The 25,017-nt window shown below is 63.7% G+C and carries 25 protein-coding genes and 1 tRNA gene; 10 read left to right on the forward strand and 16 right to left on the reverse strand.

Annotated elements, in window-relative coordinates:
• The first annotated feature begins 61 nt into the window (after positions 1 to 61).
• Positions 62 to 256 carry a hypothetical protein gene (locus C495_RS02785; protein WP_008159796.1) on the forward strand — a complete coding sequence of 65 codons (195 nt, stop codon included), beginning with the start codon at positions 62 to 64 and terminating at the stop codon, positions 254 to 256.
• Here the strand turns inward: C495_RS02785 and C495_RS02790 are convergent.
• Both C495_RS02790 and C495_RS02795 read right to left on the reverse strand, forming a co-directional pair.
• Positions 250 to 1,020, reverse strand: coding sequence for a PHP domain-containing protein (locus tag C495_RS02790; RefSeq protein ID WP_049890107.1), 771 nt, complete (start codon positions 1,018 to 1,020; stop codon positions 250 to 252). The genes C495_RS02785 and C495_RS02790 overlap by 7 nt on opposite strands.
• Positions 1,021 to 1,173: 153 nt before the next feature.
• Positions 1,174 to 1,986: an enoyl-CoA hydratase/isomerase family protein gene (locus tag C495_RS02795; RefSeq protein WP_008159800.1), complete on the reverse strand. Its 813-nt coding sequence runs from the start codon at positions 1,984 to 1,986 to the stop codon at positions 1,174 to 1,176.
• Positions 1,987 to 2,200: 214 nt separating this feature from the next.
• Between C495_RS02795 and C495_RS02800 the strand changes: the two genes are divergently transcribed.
• Positions 2,201 to 2,488: a DUF7565 family protein gene (locus C495_RS02800; protein WP_008159802.1), complete on the forward strand. Its 288-nt coding sequence runs from the start codon at positions 2,201 to 2,203 to the stop codon at positions 2,486 to 2,488.
• A gap of 195 nt (positions 2,489 to 2,683) precedes the next feature.
• Here C495_RS02800 and C495_RS02805 read toward each other — a convergent pair whose 3' ends face one another.
• The 3 genes from C495_RS02805 to C495_RS02815 form a co-directional block, all read right to left on the reverse strand.
• Entirely contained in the window at positions 2,684 to 3,121 is a 438-nt protein-coding gene (locus C495_RS02805; protein ID WP_008159804.1) for a transcription elongation factor Spt5, read from the reverse strand.
• Complete coding sequence (locus C495_RS02810) at positions 3,121 to 3,294, reverse strand: protein translocase SEC61 complex subunit gamma (protein ID WP_008159807.1); 174 nt, start codon at positions 3,292 to 3,294, stop codon at positions 3,121 to 3,123. Before C495_RS02810 ends, C495_RS02805 begins: the two co-directional genes overlap by 1 nt.
• A gap of 107 nt (positions 3,295 to 3,401) precedes the next feature.
• Positions 3,402 to 4,517, reverse strand: coding sequence for a S1C family serine protease (locus C495_RS02815; protein ID WP_008159808.1), 1,116 nt, complete (start codon positions 4,515 to 4,517; stop codon positions 3,402 to 3,404).
• Positions 4,518 to 4,686: 169 nt separating this feature from the next.
• On the opposite strand from C495_RS02815, the gene C495_RS02820 reads away from it, so the two are divergent.
• Positions 4,687 to 6,633 carry a glycoside hydrolase family 15 protein gene (locus tag C495_RS02820; protein ID WP_008159809.1) on the forward strand — a complete coding sequence of 649 codons (1,947 nt, stop codon included), beginning with the start codon at positions 4,687 to 4,689 and terminating at the stop codon, positions 6,631 to 6,633.
• A 74-nt stretch (positions 6,634 to 6,707) separates the two neighbouring features.
• Here the strand turns inward: C495_RS02820 and C495_RS02825 are convergent, their stop codons facing one another.
• The 4 genes from C495_RS02825 to C495_RS02840 form a co-directional block, all read right to left on the reverse strand.
• Positions 6,708 to 7,940: a mandelate racemase/muconate lactonizing enzyme family protein gene (locus tag C495_RS02825; RefSeq protein WP_008159810.1), complete on the reverse strand. Its 1,233-nt coding sequence runs from the start codon at positions 7,938 to 7,940 to the stop codon at positions 6,708 to 6,710.
• A gap of 49 nt (positions 7,941 to 7,989) precedes the next feature.
• Positions 7,990 to 9,057 (reverse strand): glucose 1-dehydrogenase, encoded by a 1,068-nt coding sequence (locus C495_RS02830; RefSeq protein ID WP_008159811.1) that lies wholly within the window; start codon positions 9,055 to 9,057, stop codon positions 7,990 to 7,992.
• A gap of 447 nt (positions 9,058 to 9,504) precedes the next feature.
• The gene (locus C495_RS02835) at positions 9,505 to 10,158 is read right to left on the reverse strand and encodes a bifunctional 4-hydroxy-2-oxoglutarate aldolase/2-dehydro-3-deoxy-phosphogluconate aldolase (protein ID WP_008159812.1); all 654 of its coding nucleotides are present in this window, start codon (positions 10,156 to 10,158) and stop codon (positions 9,505 to 9,507) included.
• A 356-nt stretch (positions 10,159 to 10,514) separates the two neighbouring features.
• Positions 10,515 to 11,063 (reverse strand): helix-turn-helix domain-containing protein, encoded by a 549-nt coding sequence (locus C495_RS02840; protein ID WP_049890108.1) that lies wholly within the window; start codon positions 11,061 to 11,063, stop codon positions 10,515 to 10,517.
• Between the two features lie 114 nt (positions 11,064 to 11,177).
• Here C495_RS02840 and C495_RS02845 point away from each other — a divergent pair.
• The 3 genes from C495_RS02845 (at position 11,178) to C495_RS02855 (ending at position 12,756) form a co-directional block, all read left to right on the forward strand.
• Positions 11,178 to 11,262 (forward strand) — tRNA-Leu (locus C495_RS02845).
• A gap of 213 nt (positions 11,263 to 11,475) precedes the next feature.
• Entirely contained in the window at positions 11,476 to 12,039 is a 564-nt protein-coding gene (locus tag C495_RS02850) for a DUF420 domain-containing protein (RefSeq protein ID WP_008159814.1), read from the forward strand.
• A 399-nt stretch (positions 12,040 to 12,438) separates the two neighbouring features.
• Positions 12,439 to 12,756: an RPA12/RPB9/RPC11 RNA polymerase family protein gene (locus tag C495_RS02855; RefSeq protein ID WP_008159816.1), complete on the forward strand. Its 318-nt coding sequence runs from the start codon at positions 12,439 to 12,441 to the stop codon at positions 12,754 to 12,756.
• 275 nt (positions 12,757 to 13,031) lie between these two features.
• Here C495_RS02855 and purF read toward each other — a convergent pair whose 3' ends face one another.
• Positions 13,032 to 14,504 carry an amidophosphoribosyltransferase gene (purF, locus tag C495_RS02860; protein ID WP_008159818.1) on the reverse strand — a complete coding sequence of 491 codons (1,473 nt, stop codon included), beginning with the start codon at positions 14,502 to 14,504 and terminating at the stop codon, positions 13,032 to 13,034.
• A gap of 336 nt (positions 14,505 to 14,840) precedes the next feature.
• Here purF and C495_RS02865 point away from each other — a divergent pair, with 336 nt between their 5' ends.
• Positions 14,841 to 16,625 (forward strand): MutS-related protein, encoded by a 1,785-nt coding sequence (locus C495_RS02865; protein WP_008159821.1) that lies wholly within the window; start codon positions 14,841 to 14,843, stop codon positions 16,623 to 16,625.
• Here the strand turns inward: C495_RS02865 and C495_RS02870 are convergent.
• Positions 16,622 to 17,236, reverse strand: a complete 615-nt coding sequence (locus C495_RS02870; RefSeq protein WP_008159823.1) for a DUF6735 family protein — start codon at positions 17,234 to 17,236, stop codon at positions 16,622 to 16,624. The genes C495_RS02865 and C495_RS02870 overlap by 4 nt on opposite strands.
• A gap of 181 nt (positions 17,237 to 17,417) precedes the next feature.
• Positions 17,418 to 17,864, reverse strand: coding sequence for an SRPBCC domain-containing protein (locus C495_RS02875; protein WP_008159825.1), 447 nt, complete (start codon positions 17,862 to 17,864; stop codon positions 17,418 to 17,420).
• A gap of 195 nt (positions 17,865 to 18,059) precedes the next feature.
• Here C495_RS02875 and C495_RS02880 point away from each other — a divergent pair, with 195 nt between their 5' ends.
• Both C495_RS02880 and C495_RS02885 read left to right on the forward strand, forming a co-directional pair.
• Entirely contained in the window at positions 18,060 to 19,082 is a 1,023-nt protein-coding gene (locus tag C495_RS02880; RefSeq protein WP_008159827.1) for an amidohydrolase family protein, read from the forward strand.
• A gap of 105 nt (positions 19,083 to 19,187) precedes the next feature.
• Positions 19,188 to 19,670, forward strand: a complete 483-nt coding sequence (locus tag C495_RS02885) for a universal stress protein (protein ID WP_008159829.1) — start codon at positions 19,188 to 19,190, stop codon at positions 19,668 to 19,670.
• A gap of 86 nt (positions 19,671 to 19,756) precedes the next feature.
• On the opposite strand, the gene C495_RS02890 is transcribed toward C495_RS02885, so the two are convergent.
• From C495_RS02890 to C495_RS02900, 3 genes are all read right to left on the reverse strand, one after another.
• On the reverse strand, positions 19,757 to 20,695 hold the full coding sequence (locus tag C495_RS02890; protein WP_008159831.1) for a biotin--[acetyl-CoA-carboxylase] ligase: 939 nt from the start codon (positions 20,693 to 20,695) through the stop codon (positions 19,757 to 19,759).
• Between the two features lie 146 nt (positions 20,696 to 20,841).
• Positions 20,842 to 21,993, reverse strand: coding sequence for an acyl-CoA dehydrogenase family protein (locus C495_RS02895; protein ID WP_008159833.1), 1,152 nt, complete (start codon positions 21,991 to 21,993; stop codon positions 20,842 to 20,844).
• A gap of 101 nt (positions 21,994 to 22,094) precedes the next feature.
• Positions 22,095 to 23,075: a tyrosine--tRNA ligase gene (locus C495_RS02900; RefSeq protein WP_008159835.1), complete on the reverse strand. Its 981-nt coding sequence runs from the start codon at positions 23,073 to 23,075 to the stop codon at positions 22,095 to 22,097.
• A gap of 153 nt (positions 23,076 to 23,228) precedes the next feature.
• Here C495_RS02900 and C495_RS02905 point away from each other — a divergent pair, with 153 nt between their 5' ends.
• On the forward strand, positions 23,229 to 23,885 hold the full coding sequence (locus C495_RS02905; protein WP_008159837.1) for a hypothetical protein: 657 nt from the start codon (positions 23,229 to 23,231) through the stop codon (positions 23,883 to 23,885).
• Positions 23,886 to 23,903: 18 nt separating this feature from the next.
• On the opposite strand, the gene C495_RS02910 is transcribed toward C495_RS02905, so the two are convergent.
• Positions 23,904 to 24,683 carry a 4-phosphopantoate--beta-alanine ligase gene (locus C495_RS02910; protein WP_008159839.1) on the reverse strand — a complete coding sequence of 260 codons (780 nt, stop codon included), beginning with the start codon at positions 24,681 to 24,683 and terminating at the stop codon, positions 23,904 to 23,906.
• Positions 24,684 to 25,017: the final 334 nt, after the last annotated feature.

The following is a 25,017-nucleotide window of genomic DNA, read 5'->3' on the forward strand; positions in this document are numbered from 1 at the left end:
TGCCAACAGCCCGTGTACATCGACCCGAACGGTTTCATCGATCGCCGATGAAGGGCATCGTATGCCAGACGCCAACAACAGCCTCGATCGGGCAGGCAGACAGGCAGCGTACATCGCCAACGAGTGGAGTAACGATCCAGCGATCATGCAGACGCAGGCGCTCTGTTACGTTGGAATCCAACTCGAGCGAATCGCGGACGCACTCGAGGCGGAACACGCGAGCCAACACAGCGGTGAGAACGACGCGGATCAGTAGACGGAGACGTCGTCGAACCGACCGTCGTAGGCGATATGGTCCGGATGTGTCGGCTCGGTGCCCGACAGGAAGAGTCGGTCGACTTTCTCCCAAGTGTTCTCATAACAGAGGTGGGCGAGTTCGCAGGCCGTCGTTCGCCACCGACTGGCGCCGTTGTTGTAGACGATTCGGCGAGCAATGCCGTCCTCGAGGGCCGTAACGAGGTCGCCTTCGGTCTCAATTGCCCGCTCGAGGACAGTATGGGCGACCCCGACGGAACGCGGGAGATGGGCGTACGACGAGGTAAATGGTGGGTACGCCAGTTCGGCGGCGAGTTCGCGGGCCCGGCGATTGTGCGACGGGAAGTGTTTCGGATTGAAGATTTCGATGGCGTCGATGACGTTCATATACTGTCGCAAATCACCCTCATCAAGACTGACGGTGGCGAATTCGGGATGGGGCGCGAGCACCGCAGCACCCTGTCGTTCGAACTCGTCCATCGCCGCCTCGAGCGGAATGAAATCCGGCACCGGCTCCTCGAGGCCGACCGCGAGGACGTGTTTGCGGTTTCGCCACGAGCCGGTGAACACCTCCCGGGCGGGAACGACCAGCAAGTCATCGGTCGAATAGCTGGCTGCTTCCCGTCGGATCTCCGGGAGTCGAGTGAAATGTGGTGCGTAGATGATGATGTCGAGTCCGATCGCACGGGCTCGCTCGACGACCGCATCGTTGAGCACCTTCACGTGACAGTCGACTCGGGTCTCCGCTGCTATACCGTCGCTCACGGGTGCCCCTTTTCGGACAGTTGAGTTATGAATTCTGATTCTCGGTCACGCATGCAACATGTCGGTGGGCGCTCATACGGATTGCTGTCACTATGTCCCGCCGATCGCCTGCACGGGTCGGGGATCGCCGGTCAGTGACGACAGGAAACCGTCTCACTCGCCGGGCCACTCGTCGGCCTCGAGTGGCTCACCCGCGAGAAACGCCTCGATTCCATCGCGTGCAGCCGCCGTCGTACAGAGCGCCCCGAAGCGTTCGTTGGAGTACTCGAGGGCGTCGTCGTACTCTCGGTCGAACATCTCATAAACCGCTCGTTTACCCATCTGAACCGCCGTTGGGCTCTTGCGTGCGATCGTCTCGGCGAGTTCGAGGGCGGCCACACGGTGCTCGCCGTCCGGGGCGACACGATTGAGCAGCCCCCACTCGAGGGCCGTCTCGGCGTCGATCAGTTCGCCGGTCAGGACCAACTCGAGCGTTCGCTTTCTGGTGAGGGCGTTCATCAGTGGGACAGCTGGACCCATACAGAACAGGCCGACCTTGGGCGCTGTCGCCCCGAACTGGGTCCCCTCGGCGGCCACGGCCAGATCACAGGCGGCGACCAGCCCGATCCCGTTGGCGGCCGCATGGCCGTGAGCCGCGGCGATCACCGGCGTTCCGATCTCGGTTACGGTCTGGAACGGTGCTTCCATCACGGTGACCCACTCCTCGTACTCCGCTTCGGTCTCGTGGTCGCCGTGCTCGGAAAGGTCGATCCCAGCCGAGAACGTCTTCCCGGCCCCATCGATGACGATCGCCCGAACCTCGGAATCCGCCTCGAATGCGTGTAACGCGTCGTCGAGGTCCCGTGCGAGCCTCGTGCTGAACGTGTTCATCGCCTCGGGCCGATCGAGGGTGATCTGTCCGACGTAGCCGTCGCGGCTGACTGTCACTGACTCGAACTGCTCGGTGGTCGCTGGATCACTCGACATGATAGTTCACGTAGTTATGTGTGATGACAACACGCACTATGAATCGATCGGTCGGCCGCTGGCGCTGTGTTCGACACGAGTGGCCGAACCACGTCGATTTGGGGCGCTCGAGTCCCAGCAGCGCGCCAGCCCGACACGACGACCACGACGGCACAAGACGAATGGCTGCGAAAGGATCATTAGGCACGCCACTCGAACAGTTCAGTGAGAGTGAATGGCCTGGGAATGCGGAATCGACGGCTGTGGAGCGGTGTTCGAAGACGCCGAGTCGACGATCGTCCATCAAGCGACGGAACACACCCGACAGGAGTGTCAAGTCTGTGGCACGGTCGTTCCTGACGGGTATCTCGCGATTCGACACGCGTTCACCGAGCATAGCCGCGCCGAATACGTTCGTGCCTACGGCGCGAGCTCCGAAGAAGTCCGCAACCGGGAAGAGCTGTTAGAGGCGATCGACGACGTCGCGGATATGGAAGCGATCGCCACCGAACTGAAGCGATAGGGACGCTCGCGACGGCGCACCCACTCTACACGGCAGTTGCGTCACCCCTCAAACGGGGGCTGAAAAAGGCTCGACGAACGACCGTTCGTCGCTGTATTCACCGTGGCAGAGCCGCGCTGACTGCTTGCCGAGCGCGTTAGCGCTCGTCACTGTCTGCTTACGGGCGTGTTGCGCCCGTTCGCATGGTCCGACGAACTACCGTTCGTCGCTATCGAGCACGCGAATCTGGTCCCCACGAACCGTCACGGGAATCGGAACCGTTGCCTCGTACAGTTCGACAGTCACCTGATCTTTGCCTTCGTCGATGCGCTGGACCTGGGCTTTCTCGCCTTTGAACGGACCAGCGATGAGTTCGACGATGTCCCCTTCGGCGATTCCCTCGACGTCCGGCTTCGGCGAGAGAAAGTGCTCGACCTCCGAGATGTCGGAGGTGCCGGGCACGATACTCCGGGCGTGGGGAATGTCCTCGAGGACACGGTTTAAAACCGCGTTGTCCTCCGCTTCGACCATCACATAGGAGGTCAGCGAATCGGGTGCGAGCGCGGCGTGAATCTCCGGCTCTTCGCGGTTGATGATCATGTCTGCGACGGTGCGCTCTTGGCTCGCCGTGGTCTTAACTGCGTAAATTCCCATCAGAAACCACCAGTCAGGAAGACCATTACGACTCCGATAAGGAAGCCGATCAGCCCGATGAGCAGGATTCCTGCGCCGGCGATTTTTGACACCTGAAGGAACTCCTCAGTCGTGGGTGTCGTCGCCATCTTCAACACCCGAACGTACGAGGTCAGGTCGTACGGAACGTCCATATATGTCTAGTTACAGCGCTGCTTCTTTTATCTGTCTTTCGTGTCTGCTGGCACTCGAGTGCGAGACTGCTTTCCCACCAGTATCGAGAGCCGGCCGTCCGGATCGATCAGGGCAGATCGACATCCGGCCGGGGCTCGAGGGTGAGATCGACCGTCTGGCGCTCGCCGTCGCGAATAACCTCGATCGTGACGGTCTCGCCGGGAGCCGTTTCGAGGGCGAGCGTCGACGAGAGCTGGCTCTGGTTGGGAATCTCCCGATCACCGATCGCAACGATCACGTCGCCGTCGGTGGGGACGGCGTCACCGTCGACGGTAGTTATGCTGGCTGCCGGCTCGAGAACCCCGTCCGCGGGCGCGTTCGGCGCGATCTCGGTGACCAGCACGCCCCGTGGCTGCTCGAGGTCGTTGGCGTCGGCGATTAGCGGTCCGACGGGGAGGACGCTGACGCCCATGTAGGGATGGTCGTACGCGCCATCCTCGATCAGTGCGGGGACGACGCGGTCGGCGAGTAACCCGGAGATCGCAAAGCCGATGGCCTGTCCCGCCCCGGCGAAGACGACGCCGACGACATCACCCTCGAGGTCGACGAGTGGGCCGCCGCTGTTGCCGGGGTTGACCGGCGCGTCGGTCTGGATCGCCGCCGGGATCGAGAACCCGGTCGGACTCGGGAGTGAGCGGTCGATGCCGCTGATGATGCCCTGTGAAATCGACGCGTCGAGGCCGAGGGGGTTGCCAAGCGCGAGCACTTCCGCGCCGATTTCGGGCGCGCCGTCGGCAAACGCGAGGCCGCCAGGGCCGTCGGGCATGTCGTCGACGGCGAGCACGGCGAGGTCGCTGTGGATATCCGTCCCGACGACCGAAACCGTCCGCCACTGTTCGTCACGAAACTGGAGTTCGATTTCGCTTCCGCCGGCGACGACGTGGTGGTTGGTCACGACGTGCTCGTCGTCGATGACGAACCCGGAGCCGAGCCCGCCGGCCTGCTCCTCGTCGGTCCCGAAGACGTTCACGAGCACGACGTCGTCGATGGTCTCCTCGTAGACATCGACGTAGAGGCGTTCAGTGTCGGGTACACCGTCCTGAATCGCACCACTCGAGTCACCCGTCGTCGCCCGGAGACGGGACTGCGCGGACGCGGAGCCACTGGCACCGAGCGCCGTGACGGTCCCGGCAGCCAAACGCAGCGCTCGCCGGCGAGTGATGGTCTCTTCAGTTGGAGACATGCCCGTTGCCACCTCGAGGAGCCCAATAAATCATTCACCAGCACGCCCACCTCACTCGGCCGGTCGGACCGACCCCCGGCCGCTGCCGGCCGACGCTTATTGACGCTGGCGAGCGAGAGTGACGTATCCGAACCGCTCGCTGACCGTCTCCCTACAGCACTACCCTCAGATGGAGTACCCACCACTTCGTGACTACGGAATCATCGGCAACGACGACCGCTGTGCACTCATCAGCCGTCAGGGGTCAATCGACTGGTGTTGTTTTCCACATCTCGAGTCGCCGAGCGTCTTCGCTCGGATTCTCGACGCCGATCAGGGCGGTCAGTTCGCCGTGTACCCGACCGCCGACCACGAGTCGAATCACTGCTATGCCGATCGAACGAACGTTCTCGAGACGACGTTCGAAACCGAGCGCGGACAGGCGACCGTAACCGACTTCATGCCGATTCGAGCCGGTGGAATGCCAAGCGATGAGCGCTTTCAGCAGGCGATCTACCGTCGTCTCGAGTGCGATCGGGGATCGATCGAATTACGACTCGAGTTCGAACCGCGGTTCGACTACGCCCGCAGAGAGGCGACGCTGGAGCCGACGGCCGACGGTGTCCGCGCCACGAGCAGTGATGAGCCAGCGGGCGACGACAGGGCCGAAGCCACGGACAGGGAGGCCGATACTGGCAGCGAGCAGCTTCACTTGATCGGTGACCTCGAGTTCGCAATCGATGAGACGGAATCGTCGGCGACGGGAACGGTGTCGCTCACGGCGGGCGAGCGGTGCTGGGTTGGTGTCCAGTACGGTGGCCGAGAGCCAATGGCGTCGGTTGATCGACAAGCCACGCTCGACGAGACGAAACGATACTGGCGCGAGTGGCTCGGCTCCCGTGATGAGGTCCCAGCGCCGATGCCCGAGCGCTGGCACGAGATGGTCGTCCGCTCGGAGCTGCTGTTGAAACTGCTGATCCACCACGAGACGGGAGCGATTCCAGCCGCCGCGACGACCTCGATCCCCGAAGCGATCGGCGAGCCACGGACCTGGGACTACCGATACAACTGGATTCGTGACGCGAAGTTCACCGTACAGGCGTTACACGATACGGGTCACCGACAGGAGGCCCGCGACTACTTCAACTGGTTTGCGGACATCGCTCGACGCGATCCAGCGGAGATTCAGCCGCTGTACGGTCTCCACGGCGAGACAGCCATCGAGGAGCACACGCTTGAGCATCTCTCGGGCTATCGCGATACGGGACCCGTCCGGATCGGAAACGGAGCCGCCCCACAGCGGCAACTCGACGCATACGGGACGATCGTGCAGGCGATCTACGAGACGATCCAGTTCGACGAAGACATTCCACTCGACAGCGACGACTGGAATGCGATCTGTGACATCGTCAGCTACGTCTGTCGACACTGGGACGAGCGTGATGCCGGTATCTGGGAGTTTCGAGACGAACGGCGGCACTTCCTTCACTCGAAACTGTTGTGCTGGGTCGCACTCGATCGGGGAATCGCACTCGCAACCGAAAACGACTTCGAGGCACCTCTCGAGGAGTGGCGCGAGAACCGTACCGCCCTCCGCGAGGCCATCGAGGACCGCGGATTCAGCGAGAACGCAAACAGCTTCGTCCAGCACTTCGAGACCGACACGACGATCGACGCGACGGCCCTCTTGATACCGATCTACGAGTTCCTCCCGCCCGAAGACGACCGCGTACAGGCGACGATCGACACCGTTCTCGAGCAGTTGACGACCGACGACGGACTCGTCGTTCGCTTCGTCGACAGCGATATCCGCCGGGACGAAAAGAAGGCGTTTTTCCTGTGTTCGTTCTGGCTGATCGACGCGCTCGTCCTCTCGAACCGTCTGGATCGCGCCCGGGAGTACTTCGAGCATCTGCTCGAGTACGCGACACCGCTCGGCCTGTACTCCGAAAAGGTCGATCCCGAAACCGGCCAGTTGCTGGGGAACTTCCCACAGGCGTTCTCCCACCTCGGAGTGATAAACAGTGCCACGTACCTGACGCGTGCGCTCGAGTGCGATGGCGAGGTCACGCCGGCGGATTTCAATCCCGCAAACGTCGAAACGCTGTTTCGCCGCGGCGATTCACCGGAGCCGTAACCGACGGCCGGGACCCAAGCTACGCTTCGTCGAACAGCGCAAATCGAAGATTTGCTGGCTTGACTTCGCTTCGCTCAGTCAAACAGCTCCTCGCCGTCGATCATGTGTTCTTCGACAGCGTCCATGTCGAGGGAGACACCCAGCCCCGGTTTCTCGGGGATTTCGATGTAGCCGTCCTCGATGACGTCTTCCTCGACCAGATCTTCCCACCAACCGAGTTCGTAGGAGTGGTACTCGACGGCAAGTGAGTTCGAAATCGCCGCGCCGACGTGGGCACTGGCCATCGTCGCAACCGGCGAGGCGACGTTGTGCATCGCGACAGGGACGTAGTACATATCCGCGAGGTCGGCGATCTTGCGGGTCTCGCGCATGCCGCCGACTTTCGGCATGTCGGGGGCAATGATGTCGACGGCCTGTTCCTCGAGCAGGCGACGCTGGCCGTGTTTGCGATAGACGTTCTCGCCGACGGTGATCGGCGTCGTCGTCGACTGGGTGACCGCCCGCTGGACGTCGTGATTCTCCGGCGGGACGGGGTCTTCGAGCCACCAGACGTCGTACTCCTCGAGGCGTTTTGCGAGCCGCTTGGCGCTGCCGCCGGAGAACGTCCAGTGACAGTCGAAGGCGACGTCGGCCCGTGAGCCGACGCGTTCGGTGATCGCCTCGACGATGCTGGCTTTGTGCTCGATTTCCGGCGCTCGGAGGTGGCGGTTCGCGCGATCTTTCTCGTGGCCCGACGGGACGTCGAGATCGAATTTCAGCGCGTCGTAGCCGAGGTCGTCGACGACCCGTTCGGCTTCGTCGGCACACGCGATCGGGTCGGCTTCGTCTTCGGTGTGACAGTCACAGTAGACCCGGACCTCGTCACGATACTTGCCGCCGAGCAGTTGGTACGCCGGGACCTCGAGGATCTTGCCCGCCAGATCGTGGAGCGCGACTTCGATGCCCGAGATCGCGGTGACGGTGACGCCGCCGATCGATCCCTCGCCGGACATCTTCTGTACGAGATGCTCCGTCAGGCGGTCGATATCCAGCGGGTTCTCGCCCTGCAGGAACGGCGTCATTCGTTCGATCAGTTCGGGCGCGCCTGCGCCCCAGTAGGCCTCGCCGGTGCCGACGATGCCGGCGTCCGTGTAGATTCGGACGAGTGTCCACGGGAAGTTCCCGTCGACCATCGTCGTCTGGACGTCGGTGATCTCGATGTCGCGCCCGCCCCCGCGCTCGCGCGTGACGTTCATCGTCTCCGCGGAGAGGTCTCGCATCGTATACTCCGCGTTCGGATCGTGTAGTTGCGTGTAATCGACACCCATGTTTGAATGATAACTCTGAATGTAGTAGTAATTTCTGATTGTCTCGGCCCTATGCGCTGCCGAGTTCCACGGCCGTCTTTATAACATCGTCGCCCGTTTCGAACGCGGCCTCGAACTCCTCGAGTCCGTAGACTCCAGTGACGAGGTCGTCGGTGAACGACTCGGGGAGCTGTGAGAGAGTGTCGACTGCGGATTCGAAGTGGCCGCGATGGGAGTTGACGGTCCCAAGCAGCGCCTTGTTGTGAAGGACGAGTTCGCGGTGGAGTCGCCCGCCGTCGACGTCGAACTCCCACGGTTCGGGGACGCCGAGCAACACGCCGACGCCGTTCGGTGCGAGCGCGTCGACCGTCTCGAAAGCGTGTTTGGCGTGGCCGGTCGCCTCGTAGACGAGGTCCGCGGGTTCATGCACGGACGGAATCTCCGGCACCGGCGTTTCGCGGGAGTCGACGTACGTCGAGCCGAGGTCCTCGATGAGGTCGATCGTTGGATGTGGGCGGTCACGGCGGCCGAGACAGTAGGTACGGTCGATGTCGAGCACCGTCTCGAACATCGCGAGCGTAATCAGCCCGAGCGAGCCGTTCCCAAGGACGAGCGCCGACTCGGGTTCCCACTCGAACGCGGAACGGGAGGCAACGGCGTGTTCGACGGCTTTTTCGGTGATACTGATCGGCTCGACTAAAAAGCCGAGCGAGGCGAGTCGTTCGGGAATCGGCACGAGATACTCCGCCGGGCTGGTGAAATACTCCGCCATGAACCCGTGTGCGCCGACGATACCCCGTTCAGCGTACTGGCCGTCGGGTGCCATGTCGGGCTCGCCACGCTCGAAGTACTCGTTCGTTCCATTCGGCTCACGCCGAACCGTCGGGACGACGAACTCGCCGTCCTCGAGGTCGGTGCCGTTCGACTCTTCGACGACGCCGACGGCTTCGTGGCCGAGCACGAGTCGATCCTCGCCGTCCGGTGGCTGGCCGTGGTGGCCCGCGATGACTTCGTGGTCGGTCCCATCGACACCGACGCGAAGCGTGCGAACGAGCGCTTCGCCGGGGTTCGGTTCGGGACGGGGTTTGTCGACGAGGACGGGTTCCCCGGCCCCGGGTTCGACAGCGATCGCTTTCATATCTCGATCTACATCTCCAGCCGATAAAAGATTTACCCTATTCGTAGTAAACATTTGAATAGTGCTGCGCTATCGGCAGTACCTCTCCGGAGACGAATATGATCCAGCACCTGTTCGAGCGAACAGGCGTGTGAAGGCCACACAAGCCGTGTCTTCCTCGGGAAAACTGTGCGAGTGGCGTAGTGAATCGAACGAGCGTGCGAGCGCGCAGGCGAAAGTCGACCGCCGAAAGCGACTCTCTCACGGGAGGCCACGGCCACTGCTCACGAGCTAGCACGCCCGCTGCCGGGTTGTCCACCGTCAGACGAGTGAGTACCCAATCGAGTGTCCAGCCTGTCGTCCGTCGACAGTTCATGAACGACAGCGCACTATCGCGAGTACATTTTGAGTTTCTGACTTATCCGAGAACGGGTGGACACGCCTGACGCGACTCGAGTCGCCCGTCGATCACTCGCCTCGAGCGCTGTCGATCGCGTCGACGAACGCAGCGGCCGTCTCCCGAACGCGGTCCATATCACCGGCAGCGATGGCGTCGTCGTCGACGATCGCACCACCTGCGCCGACGGCGACGGCACCGGCCTCGAGGTAGTCAGCGGCGTTCTCACGCGAGATGCCTCCCGTTGGAATAACGTCGACGTCACCGAGTGGCCCTCGAAGTGCGCCGATGTGGCCCGGTCCCATCGACGAGGCAGGGAACAGTTTGAGCACGTCCGCACCGGCATCCATCGCGGTCACGGCCTCCGTTGGCGTCATAACGCCCGCCGCACAGAGCACGCCGTGTCGGTTACAGGTGCGGACGATGTCGGCGTCGGTGTGTGGCGAAACGACGAACGCCGCGCCCGCGTCGATCACCGACTGTGCAGTTGCGGCGTCGAGGACTGTCCCAGCGCCGACGATGGCGTCCGTATCGGCGAGTTCTCTGTCGATAGCTGCGATCTTCTCGCTCGCACGCTTCCCGTCGGCCGTCACCTCGAGGGCGTCGACGCCCCCCGCATGAATCGCCCGCGCGACCGGGACGATATCGTCCTCGTCGACACCACGGAGGACGGCGATGACGCCGCCGTCGACGAGTCGATCTCTGACGCGACGGGCGTCAGTCATTGGCCTCCTCCGAACGGGAGTCGGTGTGGCTTTGGTTCCGTCGTCTGGCCGCTCGATCGCCGGTCTGTGGACTGCCGTCCCATCATAGTGGTCCGTTCGCCCTCTGTATCAATAAATTTACTCTCAGCCGAAAAATGAGTCCGGTGTGCGGTTCGGTTTTCGAATCGCACGGCATACGGCTCCCGTGTTGCCCGATGTCCGGGCATCGGATGGACTCAGCTGCCACCACAACTCTACTCGCTGTCTTTCGGTCGCCAGTGGCACGGTCTGTGTCTGGCGACGACCCACTCCCGAGGCAGTGTTACTCCGCCAGTGGCGCGGTCTGTGTCTGGCGACGACCCACTCCCGAGACAGTGTTACTCCGCCAGCGTCACGTCCAGATACTCCTCGAGGGCGTCGATCAAGCCACCGCCGATGCCAGCCTGCGTCGCTCGTCCCTGTTCGACCGCGAGGATGTCTTTCTCGCGTGCGCCGAGTTCCTCGGCGAGTTCCTCACGCTGCAGGCCGGCATCCCGGCGTGCCTCGACCAGCGCCTCGCCGTAGCCGGAGACGAGATACGGCAGCGGGTCCTCGTTGTAGTTCGTCCCCTCTTTTTCCCAATGTTTGGAGTCGCCGTCCCAGACCGGGTTTGCCTTGGCGACGTTCTGTGCTGCCTTTTGTTTGCGGCTTGGCCCGTCGCTCGAGCCACCGTGGCCGCCTTGGGACCCGCGTTGTCCCCCGCTCGAGCGGCTCTGGTTGTCGTCGTGTGGCGCACAGTCCGGACAGACCTCGAGTTCGGCACCCGCAACGGAGGCGAGTCGAAGCGAATCGCTTTCGGCACCACAGAGTTCACAGTTCGTCCCGCCGCCGCCGGAGGACGACCCCGTCGAATACTTAGCCATGGTATCCTTTGGCAACTGTCGCATTTCAAATCTCCGCTCCGAGCGGTCCCGTGTCATCCGAGCGCAGGGCGGGATGAAAAGAAAGGGCTTTTGTAATACCCGTGGCTACGATTGAGTGCAGTAAGACAAAGACCGCGAGCGTGGGTAGCCAAGCCAGGCCAACGGCGCAGCGTTGAGGGCGCTGTCCCGTAGGGGTCCGCCGGTTCAAATCCGGTCCCACGCATCGCATTGGCGGGGTTCCCGTCACCAACGATGCAGGTGATTTCCCTTCGCGGACATCACCCACGCATAACTTCTGAGGAAACTACACCACAGAGCAACAGCGCTGTTCGCTCGAGTCAACTCCCAGTCGCCGAGCGACGGCCGACAGCTCCGCAAGCCGGCAGTGTCGTCAGGGGACAGTAACCCCTTTCCTGTCTCGGTCGAACGACCAGATATGGAGTACGTTCCTCGAGAGCGCGTCAACGCTCTCACCGCGGTCCTGAGTATCGTCTCGCTTGCGGTGGTATTCGCGGCGGCAGGGGGCCGAATTCCGGCCTCGACGGTGCCGACCGCGCCACAGTGGTTCCTCGACGCGATTCCCCACCTCAACGTCGCGATCAGTGTGGCGGCAATCGGGACGATCACGCTGGGCTGGCGGGCGATCCGCCGCGGGAACGTCGACAGACACCGCGTTGCGATGGTCGCCTCCTTTGGGCTATTCGTGGCCTTCCTGACGTTCTACCTGTATCGGTTAGTCGCGACCGGCGGCCCGGAGCCGTTCCCCGGCCCCGACGTCGTCTACCAGTTCGTCTACCTGCCGGTGCTCGCGGTTCACATCCTGCTGGCCGTCATCTGTGTCCCGCTGGTCTACTACGCGCTGTTGCTCGCCACGTCACGCCCCATCGAGGAGCTGTACCACACCAGCCACGCCCGCGTCGGCCGGCTCGCGGCGAGCCTGTGGCTGATCTCGTTCTCGCTTGGCATCGTCGTCTACGTGCTGTTACACGTCGGCTACTAACTCGCTTGGATGACCCTCGGTTCTCATCGATAGTGGACCTCAAGTAAGGTGGCCTTGGCTACCTCAGCGGCAAGTACAGAGTAAACACGAAGCATACTACCGCTCTACCGCTGTAACTCCGCTCAAGACCAAGCGTTGCCTGGTGCCTCTTCGAGATCGTAACAACTGAACCGACGTACACACGCATCGCATAGCGAACGGGTCACATCGTTCCCCGCTCGCCAGTTCGCGGTTCTCGCTCCGACGGCCGCGTCGCCCCGCGCTCCCGTCGTGCGATGCGGTGTGCAGTGACTTACAGTGGCTCCCGTAACTCAGTACAGTCAGCATGAGCAGGTGCCTGAAAGCCACAACGGATCGGAAGTTAACACATATATCCGACACCGTGTATCCCTACTTTATATGCAATTCTGTGACGAGTGTGGTTCGATGATGCACACGGAGGGCGATACGTGGGTGTGTCGCTCCTGTGAGAACGAGGAGCCGCGGGACTCACAAGCAGACGCGGCGATGGCGACCCAGGATGGGCAGTTGGACGACGGGGCACCCGCCGTGGCCGACGCGACCCAGGGCTCCACCGAGACGATGCAAGAGCCCTGTCGGGCGGACGACTGCGACAGCGATCGGGCCTACTACGAGTTGATGCCGAAGCCGGGCGGCTCCTACGAGGTTCGGCTGTTCACCTGCGTCGAGTGCGGCCACAAGTGGCGCGAGTCCTGACGGCGCATCTCGCGAACCCCGCCGCTTAAATATGCACAGACCGCCACATCAGACTCTCAACTCTCGGGGTTACTCGGTCTCAAGTGGTGCCACACATCGACTCCAAACCACCTCCCACAACGTTCTCGAGGCTCTCAACAACCGCTGTCACAAGAGCCTTTGTTAGGATGTTTATTCCCCCGATTATCGGTGCGGTATACGGTCTGCTGTAACGATGTACCGGCGCAACCGCGAACGTCGGCGGTCACGTCGGACCTGACCGACAGCTGACCGCCTCAGTCGTCTGCCTGCAACGCTTGCCCGCCGAGATCCGGTCGGCTGACGTCGCGGTCGGTTGCTTCGCCGTCGATGTCGTAGGGGTACTCTCCGGTCACACAGCCCAGGCAGAGGTCGATACGATCGTTGCCAAGGACTTCGGCGACGGCGTCGGTCGAGAGATACGCGAGACTGTCGGCAGCGATAACGTCACGAATCTCCTCGGTCGTCTTGTCCGAGGCGATCAGTTCCTCGCGAGTCGCCATGTCGATACCCATGTAACACGGGGCGACGATCTCCGGCGCACCGATTCGGACGTGGACCTCTTCGGCCCCACAGTCTTTGAGCAGTTGGACCAGTTGTGTCGACGTCGTCCCGCGGACGATGCTGTCGTCGATGACCGTAACGGTCTTGCCCTCGATGGTGGATTTGATCGGGTTGAGCTTCAGCCGCACTGCGCGCTCGCGTTCGTCCTGGGTCGGCATGATGAACGTCCGGCCGACGTAGCGGTTTTTCATCAGCCCTTCTGCGAACTCGACGCCGTCGTCGTCTTCGGCTCGAGGCTCGCCGTCGGCCATCGTCTCCGTCGCTGCGTCGGCATAGCCCGACGCGAACGCCCGTCCGGAGTCGGGGACGGGCATCACGACGTCGGTCTCGACGCCGCTTTCTTCCCAGAGCTTGCGGCCGAGGTTCCGGCGTACCTCGTAGACCAGCGTCTCGTCGATGACGCTGTCGGGGCGCGCGAAGTAGACGTGTTCGAAAAAGCAATGGGCCGTGTTCTCGTTCTCGACGAGCTGGTAGGAGTCGAACCCGTCGCCGTTTTCCTGCAGAACGACGAGTTCGCCCGGCCGGACGTCGCGGACGAGTTCGCCGTCGAGCGTGTCGATCGCCGCCGATTCCGAAGCGAGGATGTAGCCGTCCTCGAGTTTCCCGATACAGAGTGGTCGGTTCCCCTGTGGGTCCCGAACCCCGAGAACGGTGTCGTCGTGGCTGATCGTCAGCGCGTACGAGCCGTGAATCCGCCCCATCGTGCGCTTGACCGCGCGGACGAGGTCTTCCTCGAGTAAGTTCCGCGCGAGGTCGTGGGCGATGACCTCGGTGTCGCCGTCGCTGGTAAAGGCGTGGCCCACCGCCGCGAGTTCCTCGCGGATCTCGTCGGCGTTGACGAGGTTGCCGTTGTGGCTGAGGCCAAGCGAGCCGCTTTTGAACGAGACGGAAAACGGCTGGGCACACGAGGAGTCGACGGAGCCGGCCGTCGGATACCGAACGTGGCCGATCCCCGCCCACCCGTTGAGCGTGTCGAGATCGTCTTCATCGAAGACGTCGCCCACGAGCCCCATATCGACGTGGCTGTGTTGCTGGAAGCCATCGTGGGTGATGATGCCAGCGGATTCCTGGCCGCGATGCTGGAGTGCATAGAGCGCATAGTACAACGGTCGTGCCGCGTCTCGACCGTCCAGTGAGACGCCGACGACGCCACACTTTTCGGTCATCCCTGTTCGCCGGGGAGTTTCGCCCCGCCCATCAGTCATGGAAGTCAGTAGGGCACCCAGTCGATAAAAATCCCCGTGTTTGTGCTTCTCCATTGGCTGTCCTCCCTCAGTAATATTCACGTTCATGGATATTCCGACAGGAGTCGGCCACGGCACACGAACTCCCACTCTATCCCCTCTGAGCGAGAAAGACTGACGGGACTGCTCCCTCTCGAGACCGATCCTCGGTTCGAGACGGGGCCGAGACCAGCGACGGACACGATGTGCACGTTGAGTGCGATCGGTCTGCGCCGTCTGCTCCGGCAGTCTCAAGGGCGTCGCCTCGAGTCTCTGTGTATGCGACTCGAGGAGTACTGGGGAGTCGGTCCGAAGACGAGTGCGACGTTGGTCGAGCAACTGGGCAGAGAGCGGGCGAGACAGGCGATTGAAACGGGGGATGTCCGCACGCTGTCGGACGCCGGCCTCGCCCGTGGGCGAGCGACACGAATCCTCCGCCGAGCGACGGGCGGGAGCGGGATGGATGTGTTGGCGACGAGTGACGCCCGCGCGGCGTACAAGCAACTGCTCGAGGTCGTGGTCGAACACGCCGTCACCGAGCGCGCGGCCGACCAGATACGCGTGTTGACGCCGCTTTCGAGCCGGGAAGCGATGGCCGAGCGACTGGACGACGTTCTCGCGGCCCGTGAGGCGTGGGCCGCCCTCGAGGACGACGACCGCGACACCGTCCTCGCCGCCTACGACCGCTACGACGACCGCGACGGGAGCGAACACGCCGCCGTCGAAACCGCACTCGCCTTGCTCGAGGCCGGCGTCGATTCGGGGCCGTTCGAAGCCGTCGCCACCCTCGAGCAAGAGCGACTCACCGATGCGGCACGGGCACTCGCCGCCCTCGACGACGGGCGTGTCAGCGCCGGCGCGGACGACGAACTCGATCGGCTCCGAGCAACACTGGGTGCAATCGAAGATATCGACGCCAACGCCGCCGAGTTGCTCGAGGAACTCCGCTCGGACGGCGTGCGTGATGTGGGGCAGTTCCGTGAGGCCGTCGAGGACCATCTGCTGGCCGAGACATCGGTCACGGTCGACCGGGTTCGAGAGGCGATGGCGAGCGACGCGGCCGATGCGACGGACTTCATTCGAACCACGCTCCGAACCCTACGGGCCGATCTGACCGCGGCGATCGACGAGCGCGAGACAACGGTTGCCAGCGACCTCGAGGAGACGCTCGAGGCCGCTCGACCGGCCGTCGATCGGGCCGTCACAGCGGTCGACGACATCGCGCTGTCGCTGTCGCTCGCGCGCTTTGCGCTCGCCTACGACTGCACGCGCCCGGCGTACGTCGAAGGTGACGCGGACGCCGCTGCCATCTCCGTCGTCGGCGCACGAAACCTCACGCTCGCTACGGACGGCGCGGACGAGTCGGTCCAGCCGGTCACCTATGCGCTGGGCGAACACGGCGTACACACCGTCCCCGAGGGCGTCAACGCGGTGCCCGGGACGGAGCGCGTCTCGGTCCTCACCGGGGCCAACAGCGGCGGGAAGACGACGTTGCTCGAGACCCTGTGTCAGATCGTCCTGCTCGCGATGATGGGGATTCCCGTTCCGGCCGAGCGCGCCGAAGTGACGCCCGTCGACGCGCTCGTCTTCCACCGCCGCCACGCGAGTTTCAACGCGGGCGTCCTCGAGTCGACACTGCGCTCGATCGTGCCGCCGCTGTCGGCGGAGGGGCGCACCCTGATGTTGGTCGACGAGTTCGAGGCGATCACCGAACCCGGCAGTGCGGCGGAGCTGCTCCACGGACTCGTCCGCCTCGCCGTCGATCAGGACGCACTCGGCGTCTTCGTCACCCATCTGGCCGACGACCTCGCGCCGCTCCCGGCGGAAGCGCGCGTCGACGGCATCTTCGCCGAGGGATTGAATCCCGACCTCGAGTTACAGGTCGACTACCAGCCGCGTTTCGACACCGTGGGCCGGTCGACGCCGGAGTTCATCGTCTCGCGACTCGTCGCGAACGCCACCGATCGCCGCGAGCGAGCGGGGTTCGAGACGCTCGCGGAGGCGGTCGGCAACGAGGCGGTCCAGCGGACGCTGGCTGACGTACGCTGGCGCGAGCGCGACTAGGGGCGATCATCCCAGTTTTCGCCGTTGCTATCCCAGCCGTCGTGATCCGTCTCTCGGTGTGGGCCGTCCTCGAGCCACCTGTCGGCCGTCGGCGTATACGGTTCGGTCGACGCTGCGTCGTCGGCTCCGGTATAGGTGTACACCGTTCCGTCTTCGTCCTCACAGACGCGCGCCTCGAGATACGTCTGTGCCGCACGCCGCGAGAGCGCCCCCATCTCGATGAGATCAGCGAGCGCCGTCTTGGTCGCACGGAACCACGTTCGCACGCGACGGTCGGCAGCCTCGCCGTCGACGGCGATGATTGCGCCACGGCCGCCGTCGCGGCCATCCCCCCACTCGAGCCAGCAGACGTGGTAGGCGGCGACGTCGTACTCGGCACCGGGGGCGACGAGATACAGCGCCTCGTAGATACAGGGATCGAGGAAGTTCGTCAGGATACGGTCCCGAGCGATCGAATCCGCGAGGAGGTCGGCGTTGACCGCCCCCGACGCGAGCGGCGTCTCGGCGCTGATCCGCTCGCCGAGTGAGCCGTCTTCGCCGCCCCAGTGGCTGTATCGCAGATCGTACAGTCGATCCGGCCGCCGGTAGGCGACGAGTGCTCTATGCCCCATCGGCCTCTCGTCTCGAGCGTCCCGAATAGCTGTGTGCAGTTCTCGAGCGACCGGCGACGGTGATCTGAATTTCCATCGCGGATGCTGGCCGCTCGTTCGTACTTGAACCTGCGGCCCGGGACCGAACCCAACGCGAACTGCGGCCCGAACCGTTCAGTCGGCAACGGATGGGGCCGACTCACTATCGCGTCGCTTTAACCCGTGCTTCGGCGCGGCGTTTGACGGCGTCGTTCATGGCGCTGAACCCGGCCTCGAGTGCCGCTGCATCGAACAACACCGGCACGAGCGCGCCACGAACTGTTTCGCGGTGCAACAGCCGTGTTCGCTCGCCGTCGCCGATCGGCTCGAGGTGAAACTCGTGGTAGCCGTCGAAGACGAACGGGACGACGAGCCGGCCGAGCCAGACGAGACGCCGATGCTCCTCGACGCCGACGACCTCCGGCCTGAACGTCATCCCTCGCGAACCCGGCGGTTCGATTCGGACCCGGAGCTGTTCGCCCTCGATCGGCTCGCCCTCGATGGCGCGTACGAAGGGGTTCCACTCGGGGTAGCTCTCGAACTCGAGGAGGACGTCCCAGACGACCTCGGGCGGGGCGTCGATCTCTTCGAACACCTCGATCTGATTCATGCTAGCAAGCCACGTTCCTGAGTGACATCCCTGTATCGGTGTGTCGGCAGCGCGCTGACGCCCTGGCCCGTCGACAGCGGCGTCTCACTGGTTCGCTCCGGACGACGGGGCCAGCAGGGTTGCTCTCGCGGGCGCGTTCGACCGAGCGCAGTTCGACGCCGAACGGTTGAAGGTGAAGACGACGAAGAGAGTCGTATGGAACGAACGGGGACGATTCTTCGGGGTCGCGAGTTCGAGCCTGTCGAGGGACGGGTCGTCATCGACGACGACGGTCGAATCGAGGCGATCGAAGAGACGTCCGTCGACAGCTCGAGCATCATCGTACCGGCGTTCGTCAACGCCCACACCCACATCGGCGACTCGATCGCCAAAGAGGCCGGAGGCGGCCTCTCGCTCGAGGAACTGGTCGCACCGCCGGACGGGCTGAAACACCGCCTGCTCCGGGCGGCCTCGCGAGAAGAACTGGTCTCGGCGATGCACACATCACTCGAGTTCATGCAACAAGCCGGCACGGCGGCCTGTCTCGATTTCCGCGAGGGTGACGTCGAGGGCGTCGACATGCTCGCAGACGCTGTGTCCGACCTCGAGATCGATGCGTACTCGTTCGCCCGTGGCTCCGTCGAGGCGATGGACGCGGGCGACGGCTTCGGTGCAAGCGGTGCGAACGACGGGACGTTCGACCGAGAACGGCGGGCAACCCGTCGCGCCGGCAAGCCGTTCGGCATCCACGCCGGCGAGGTCGACGCAAGCGACATCCATCCGGCACTCGACCTCGAGCCCGACTTTCTCGTCCACATGGTCCATCCCGAACCGGTCCATCTCGACCGGCTCGCCGACAGCGAGATCCCGATCGTGGTCTGTCCGCGCTCGAATCTCGTCACGGACGTCGGCCTCTCGCCCTATTCAGAACTGAACGAACGGACGACGCTCGCCCTCGGAACGGACAACGTGATGCTCAACTCTCCTTCGATGTTCCGGGAGATGGAGTTCCTCGCCAAACTCTCCGAGCTGCCGGCGGCGGAGATCCTCCGAATGGCCACGATCAACGGGGCCGAGATCGCCGACCTCGAGTACGGGCTCATCGAGCCGGGGCGGGAGGCCCGATTGCTGGTGCTCGATGGCGACTCACCGAACCTTGCGGACGCGAGGGATCCGGTTCGAGCCGTGGTTCGACGGGCTGGCGTCAGCGATATCGAAGCGGTTCAGTTCGGGCTTTGACCAGCGTCCGCGGGCGCACACTGGCGGCCGCGCCGTCGAACTGACGGGTCGGTCAGGGCACAACAACGCTATTATACCCAACTGACGTATGTTACCACACATCGAATGTACGACTGTATCCTCGTTCCGACTGACGGATCACCGGAGGTCGAGCGTGCACTCGAGCACGCGTTCGATCTAGCGCGCGCACACGACGCGACGGTCCGTGCGATTTACGTCGTCAACGTCGCCGGCTATGGGGGCCTCCCCATGGAAAGCGCACTGGAGGGGATCAGCAGCGCGCTTCGGGAGGAAGGAGCGGTCGCCGTCCGTCGAGTCGAGGACCTTGCACCCGAGGATGTGACGGTCGAAACGGCGATCCTCGAGGGATCACCGAGTCGTGTCATCGTCGAGCAGGCCCAGCCCGGCCGGTGTGACCTCGTCGTCATGGGGACCCACGGACGTGGCGGGATCGACCGACTCCTCCTCGGCAGCGTCACCGAGCGCGTCGTCCGGCAGGCACCGGTGCCGGTGTTGACGGTCCACGTCAATCCGGACGACCGTGGAACGCAACCAAACCAAACGGATCACCGCGTCGCTCCCGAGTAGCGACCCGGGCCGACCGTTCAGATCCACTGTCCCGATCACGAGCGGTGGGGTCGGTGACCGGCGGTCAGTGACGACACCAGTCCGTCTCAGACGGGGCGCAGGTGTTCGCAGTCGCCCGCCGAGACCGTTTGCTCGCCGTCCTCGGTGGCGACCACGAGCGCACCGGCGTCCGTGACATCGACTGCCTCGCCGACGACATCGCCCGCAGCTCGTTCGATCCGAACCCGCTGGCCGAGTGTCAACGCGAGATCACGCCACGCCGGCACGACCGACTCGAGGTCGTGTCGAGAGGCGTCGAACTCCTCTAGGACTCGTTGGACGAACAGCCGTCGGTCGACGTCGCCCGCTTCGTCGCGGATCGTCGTCGCGCCCTCGGGGAGGCTGTCGGCGTCGATGTTCGCGTTGATCCCCATGCCGACGGCGATCCACTCTACGCGATCCATTTCGCCTTCCATCTCCGTGAGAATCCCTGCAAGCTTTCGGTAGTCACCGTCCTCGCCGACCGGGATGACCACGTCGTTTGGCCACTTGATCCGGGCGTCGACGCCGGCTTCGCGGATCGCTCGCGCCATCGCGACCGACGCCGCGAGCGTATACAGCGGCGCTTGCGCCGGCGTGATCTCCGGGCGGGTAAGGACACTGACCCAGACGCCACCCGAGGGAGCCGACCACGCGCGCTCGAGTCGCCCGCGGCCGCCGGTCTGCTCGTCCGCGAGAACGGCCACGTCCGCCGCCCCCTCGGTTGCCAACTCGCGCGCTCGAGCGTTGGTGCTCCCGATCGACTCGTGGTACTCAACCGAAAACGGGGCCTCGAGTCCGTACTCGACGGTGGGGCCGGTGTAAGCCGTCACGTCGACCAGTTCGTAGCCGGTTGGCCCGCTCTCGATCTCGAAGCCAGCGTCGCGAAGTCCGTCGATCTGCTTCCAGATCGCCGCTCGAGAGATGTCCAGTGACTCGGCTAGCTCCGGTCCCGAGACCGGCCCGTCCGCGAGCGCCTCGAGGATCGACCGCTGCGTCTCATTCATGCCCTCGAAAGGGGGGCGCTCGTACTTGAATCGGCGGGATCGTCGCCGACAGATCGATAAAGAACCTGTGCGACTGCTATAGTAGCCACTGCAAGTCAATGCACACCAGACCGCACGACGGCTGTGCGGTCAGTGTATAAATCGTTTCAGTTGTTACTATAGAGGAGTTGGTCGGCGATGATGTTCTTCTGGATCTCGCTCGTTCCGTCGTAGATCTTCGTGATCCGCGCGTCTCGATAGAACCGTTCGACCGGATGGTCAGAGACGTAGCCCGCGCCCCCGTGAACCTGCAGTGCGTCGTCGGTGACCTCGACGGCGCGTTCGCTCGCGAAGAGTTTTGCCATTGAGGCCAGTCTCGTCGCCTGATCGCCGTCGCCCGACTCGAGGCTCGCCGCTGCTCGATACGCAAGCGATCGCGCCGCTTCGACGGTCGTGGCCATCTCGGCGATCGTGTGCTGGATGGCCTGAAACTCCGCGATCGGTCGATCGAACTGCTCGCGTTCCTCGGCGTAGGCGATGGCTTCCTCGAGGGCGGCCTGTGCCACCCCAGTCGCCTGCGCGGCGACGTCGACTCGAGCGGGGGCGAAAAAGTCCATCAGCTGGTAGAAGCCACGGTCGACCTCGCCGACGACGTTTTCAGTGGGGATTCGAAGGTCGTCGAAGACGATCTCGGCGGTGTCTTGGGCTTTGATCCCTAACTTGTTCGTGATGGGCGTCGCCTCGTAGCCGTCGACGTCGGTCGGGGTGAGAAAGGCGGTGATCCCGCTGTGGCCCGCCTCGGGCGTGGTCTTGGCCATGACGATCGCGACGTCCGCGACGGTGCCGTTCGTGATCCACATCTTCTGGCCGTTGATCACCCACTCGTCGCCATCGCGGCTGGCTCGCGTCTCCATGCCGGCCACGTTCGAGCCGTGTGCCGGCTCCGAGATGCCGGTCGCAATGGGTGTCTCGCCCGCCGTCACCTTCGGCAGCCACGCCTCGCACATCCACTCCTCGCCGTACTCAAGGAGCATTCCGGTGCCGAAGTCGGCGGCGGAGATCGAGCCGCCGACGCCGGGATCGGCCCGCCACAGTTCCTCGGTCACGATCGCCGTCGCGATCGCGTCCATGCCCGCACCGCCGTATTCAGTCGGGACGTGGGGTGCGACAAAGTCAAGGTCGGCTGCCTCAGCAAGCAAGGCCGCTGGATACCGTTGTTCGCGTTCGTACTCGGCGGCGATCGGTCGGATCTCCTCGCTGCCGAACGCACGGACCGCGTCGCGGATCGCCTCGTGCTCTGCCGTGAGTTGGTAGGACATATCACGACACTCGAGTGCCACCATCGTCAACGCATCGACGGGATTCGCCACGGAGTGAGTGGAACAAAGAGACGGCTGTCTGGTGGGACTCGCTGTCTCGTTCAGTTACGCAGTTCGCGCAGCTTCTCGCGGCCCGGCGCGATCAGTTCGTCGAGGTAGGTCGCAAGCGTCCCCTTCGCGTCGGCGGGGTGGAGTTCGCCGGACTCGAGGTCGTTGGCCAGCGTTTCGTAGGCCTCGTAGGTGAGATTCCCGCCGTACTTCTCGGGTCGTTCGACGACGATCTCGTCGAACCGTGGGAAGACGTGGTACTCGAACAGTTCGAGGACGGGGTTCTCGAGGTCGTCCTCGGGGTCGCGCGTCGGCGGACAGAACGCGGAGTTGACCTTCTCCTCGAGTTCCTCAGTCGAGTCCTCCATCGAGATTGTCACGCCCTCGCTCGAGGACATCTTCCCCTCGCCGGTGGTGAGGTCGGCGACGATGGGGGTGTGCAGACAGGGCCGAACCTCGTAGTCGAGCTCCGGGAGCTTTTCGCGGGCGAGCATGTGGACCTTGCGCTGGTCTAAGCCGCCGACAGCGAGATCGAGATCGAGATACTCGATGTCAAGGGTCTGCATCAGCGGGTAGACGAGATGGCTGACTTTCGCGGTCTCGCCGCTCTGGAGTTCGGCCATCGCGCGCTGAGCGCGGTTCATCGTCGTCGAGAGCTCGAGTTCGTGCAGGTCGAGGGTGTAGTCCTCCTCGAGTTGGAACGAAGAGCCGTAGACGAACTCAGTGTTTTCCTCCTCGAGGCCGTAGGCGACGAACTGGGCTTTCATCTGTTCGGCCGTCTCGCGGATCTCCTCGAAGCTTCCCTTTCCGTTCAGGTAGGCGTGAACGTCCGCGAGCAAGACGACGACCTCCAGGCCCGCCTCCTGAAGATCGATGAGTTTGTTCGCCGTCAGCAGGTGCCCGAGATGGAGGACGCCGGAGGGTTCGTAGCCGACGTAGACGCGCTTGCCTTCGGGTTCGGCGGCAAGGTCGCGTACCTCCTCGTCGGTGACGACCTCCTCGGCGTTTCGCATAATCAGGTCGTACGTGTCCATATGTAGACTGAAACCGGAGCAGGAATTTATAGTCGATGAAAGCCCCTCGAGCGAGCGACCATCGCAGCGACCTCTCGACAGCGCTCGAGGTCGCCGTATGGCGAGTGCCTGCCCAACACCTTTTCCGCCGCCAACCGTACTCCAGCCGACCACATGGGCTACCGAGAGGATGCGATCAACGCCGTCCGTCGGACCGTGATTCCACAGCTCCACTACCTGTTCAAGGGGAGCTTCGACGGCTACGCCGTCAGCCACACCACGGCCGACGAGTACGCCCTGACCGCCCACTGTTCGGAGGCGACGATCGAGGAGATCCTCGAGGAACTGGGCTTTTCGCGCAACCCCATCGCGTCGCTGAAAGTCCGCATGGACGGCAACACTGCCGAAGGCTCGTGGGTCTGGCGTGCGTCCCCACTGGCCGACAACCAGCTTCATATCGTCCTCCACGAACTCGAGGACGCCGAGAAAGTCGACGTCTACGCCCACTGGGAGTGCTCTTGGATTCGCCATCCCTACAGACACTACATCGCACGCGGCTACGACGCCGAGAAAGGCGTCGAACTGGCCCGCCGCTGGCTCGTCGATGCCGGCGACGAGCGACTCAACGGCTCCAGTGGCATCGCCTACGAGATCGATCACTCGCTGTCACGGCGCGCAAGCGAGTATCTCTCGGTGTCGTACTATCAGCTCGAAGAGCGCCTGACAGCACTTAGATCCTGGCTCCCCGTCCTCGACGGGGACAGAAATAGGGTTATCGACCGCGACGGTGAACGGGACGCCGTCTCACCGACGATCACCGACGAGTTCTGATCGCTCGTCGTCGCCTGCTCACAACTCGCCCGACCGAATCCGAGCTTCGGCCTGCTCGAGTGCCGTCTCACGGTCGAACGTCTCGATAATCGACTGCAGTTCGTCCTCGTCCTCATCGGCCAGCACTCGCGCGTGCTCGGTCATGTTCGGCACCGCACGGATGATGTTGTCCACGATCGGGACGTCCGCGACCTGTGGCGACCGCGAGAGTGGGTTGAGGTCGATGACGATCTCCGTTTTGTCCATCTCGTTCAACGCCTCCGCGCGGTCGCCGTCCTCGAGTGGCACCACGACGACGTCGGCCGCGTAGATGCCGTCTTCGTCCACCTTTGCGCGCTGGTGATCCAAGTTCGGAATCCGCGCGTCGGCCTCGAGGCCCTTGACGTCTTCAGCACCGTGCTCGCGGAGGTGATCCGCGATGGCTTCGATCCGCTCGGGCGTGCGGTTGAAGAGGTTGATCTCGAGGTCGGCGCCCGTGGCTTCGGCCAGTTCGACCATCTCGCCGGGAACCAGCGCCGCCACGTTGCCGTTGATCGAGAGCACAGGGTGATCGGCGAGCAAGAGGTGGGCCGCGGCGACGCGTTCGGCGTCGTCCGCACTCGGGATCGTCGCCTCGCCCAGCAGGTAGTCAAACGCGCTCCCGCGCCCCTCGGCGTGCATTCCCTGAAGGTGGGTGATCCCCTTCTCGACACCTTTTTCGATTCGATGGCGGGTGAGCAGGTCCTGGTATCTGGGATGGTCCTCCGGAATCTCCTCTTCGTGTTCGACGTCGGCGGAGACGGTGTCGTAATCGGTCACGATCGATCACTGGCTTCGGTCAATAAAAAACGGCCCGATCGCTCGACGGTCGACTCCCGTGGGCCGTGGGGCAGCGGTGTCCGGAGTCGATCCGATCAGTAGTTGGGTATAGGGTTTCGTTGTTCAGATAGGGGTTCTCGTCGATAGTCATAGATTTTCGGCACGGAGATCGAGCCACGGAAACGGTACATCTGGATAGAGACACCCGGCTGGCTACGAGAATCCCTAAGAGTTGCTCGTGAAACCCGTGGTAAGTACAGATCGATAACGGTCCAACACACCGACCGTGTTCGGGAGTTATTTTCGACTCCTGTTGGGATCTCGCTCACTCGAA

The organism is Natronorubrum sulfidifaciens JCM 14089 (genome assembly GCF_000337735.1).
GTDB lineage: Archaea > Halobacteriota > Halobacteria > Halobacteriales > Natrialbaceae > Natronorubrum > Natronorubrum sulfidifaciens.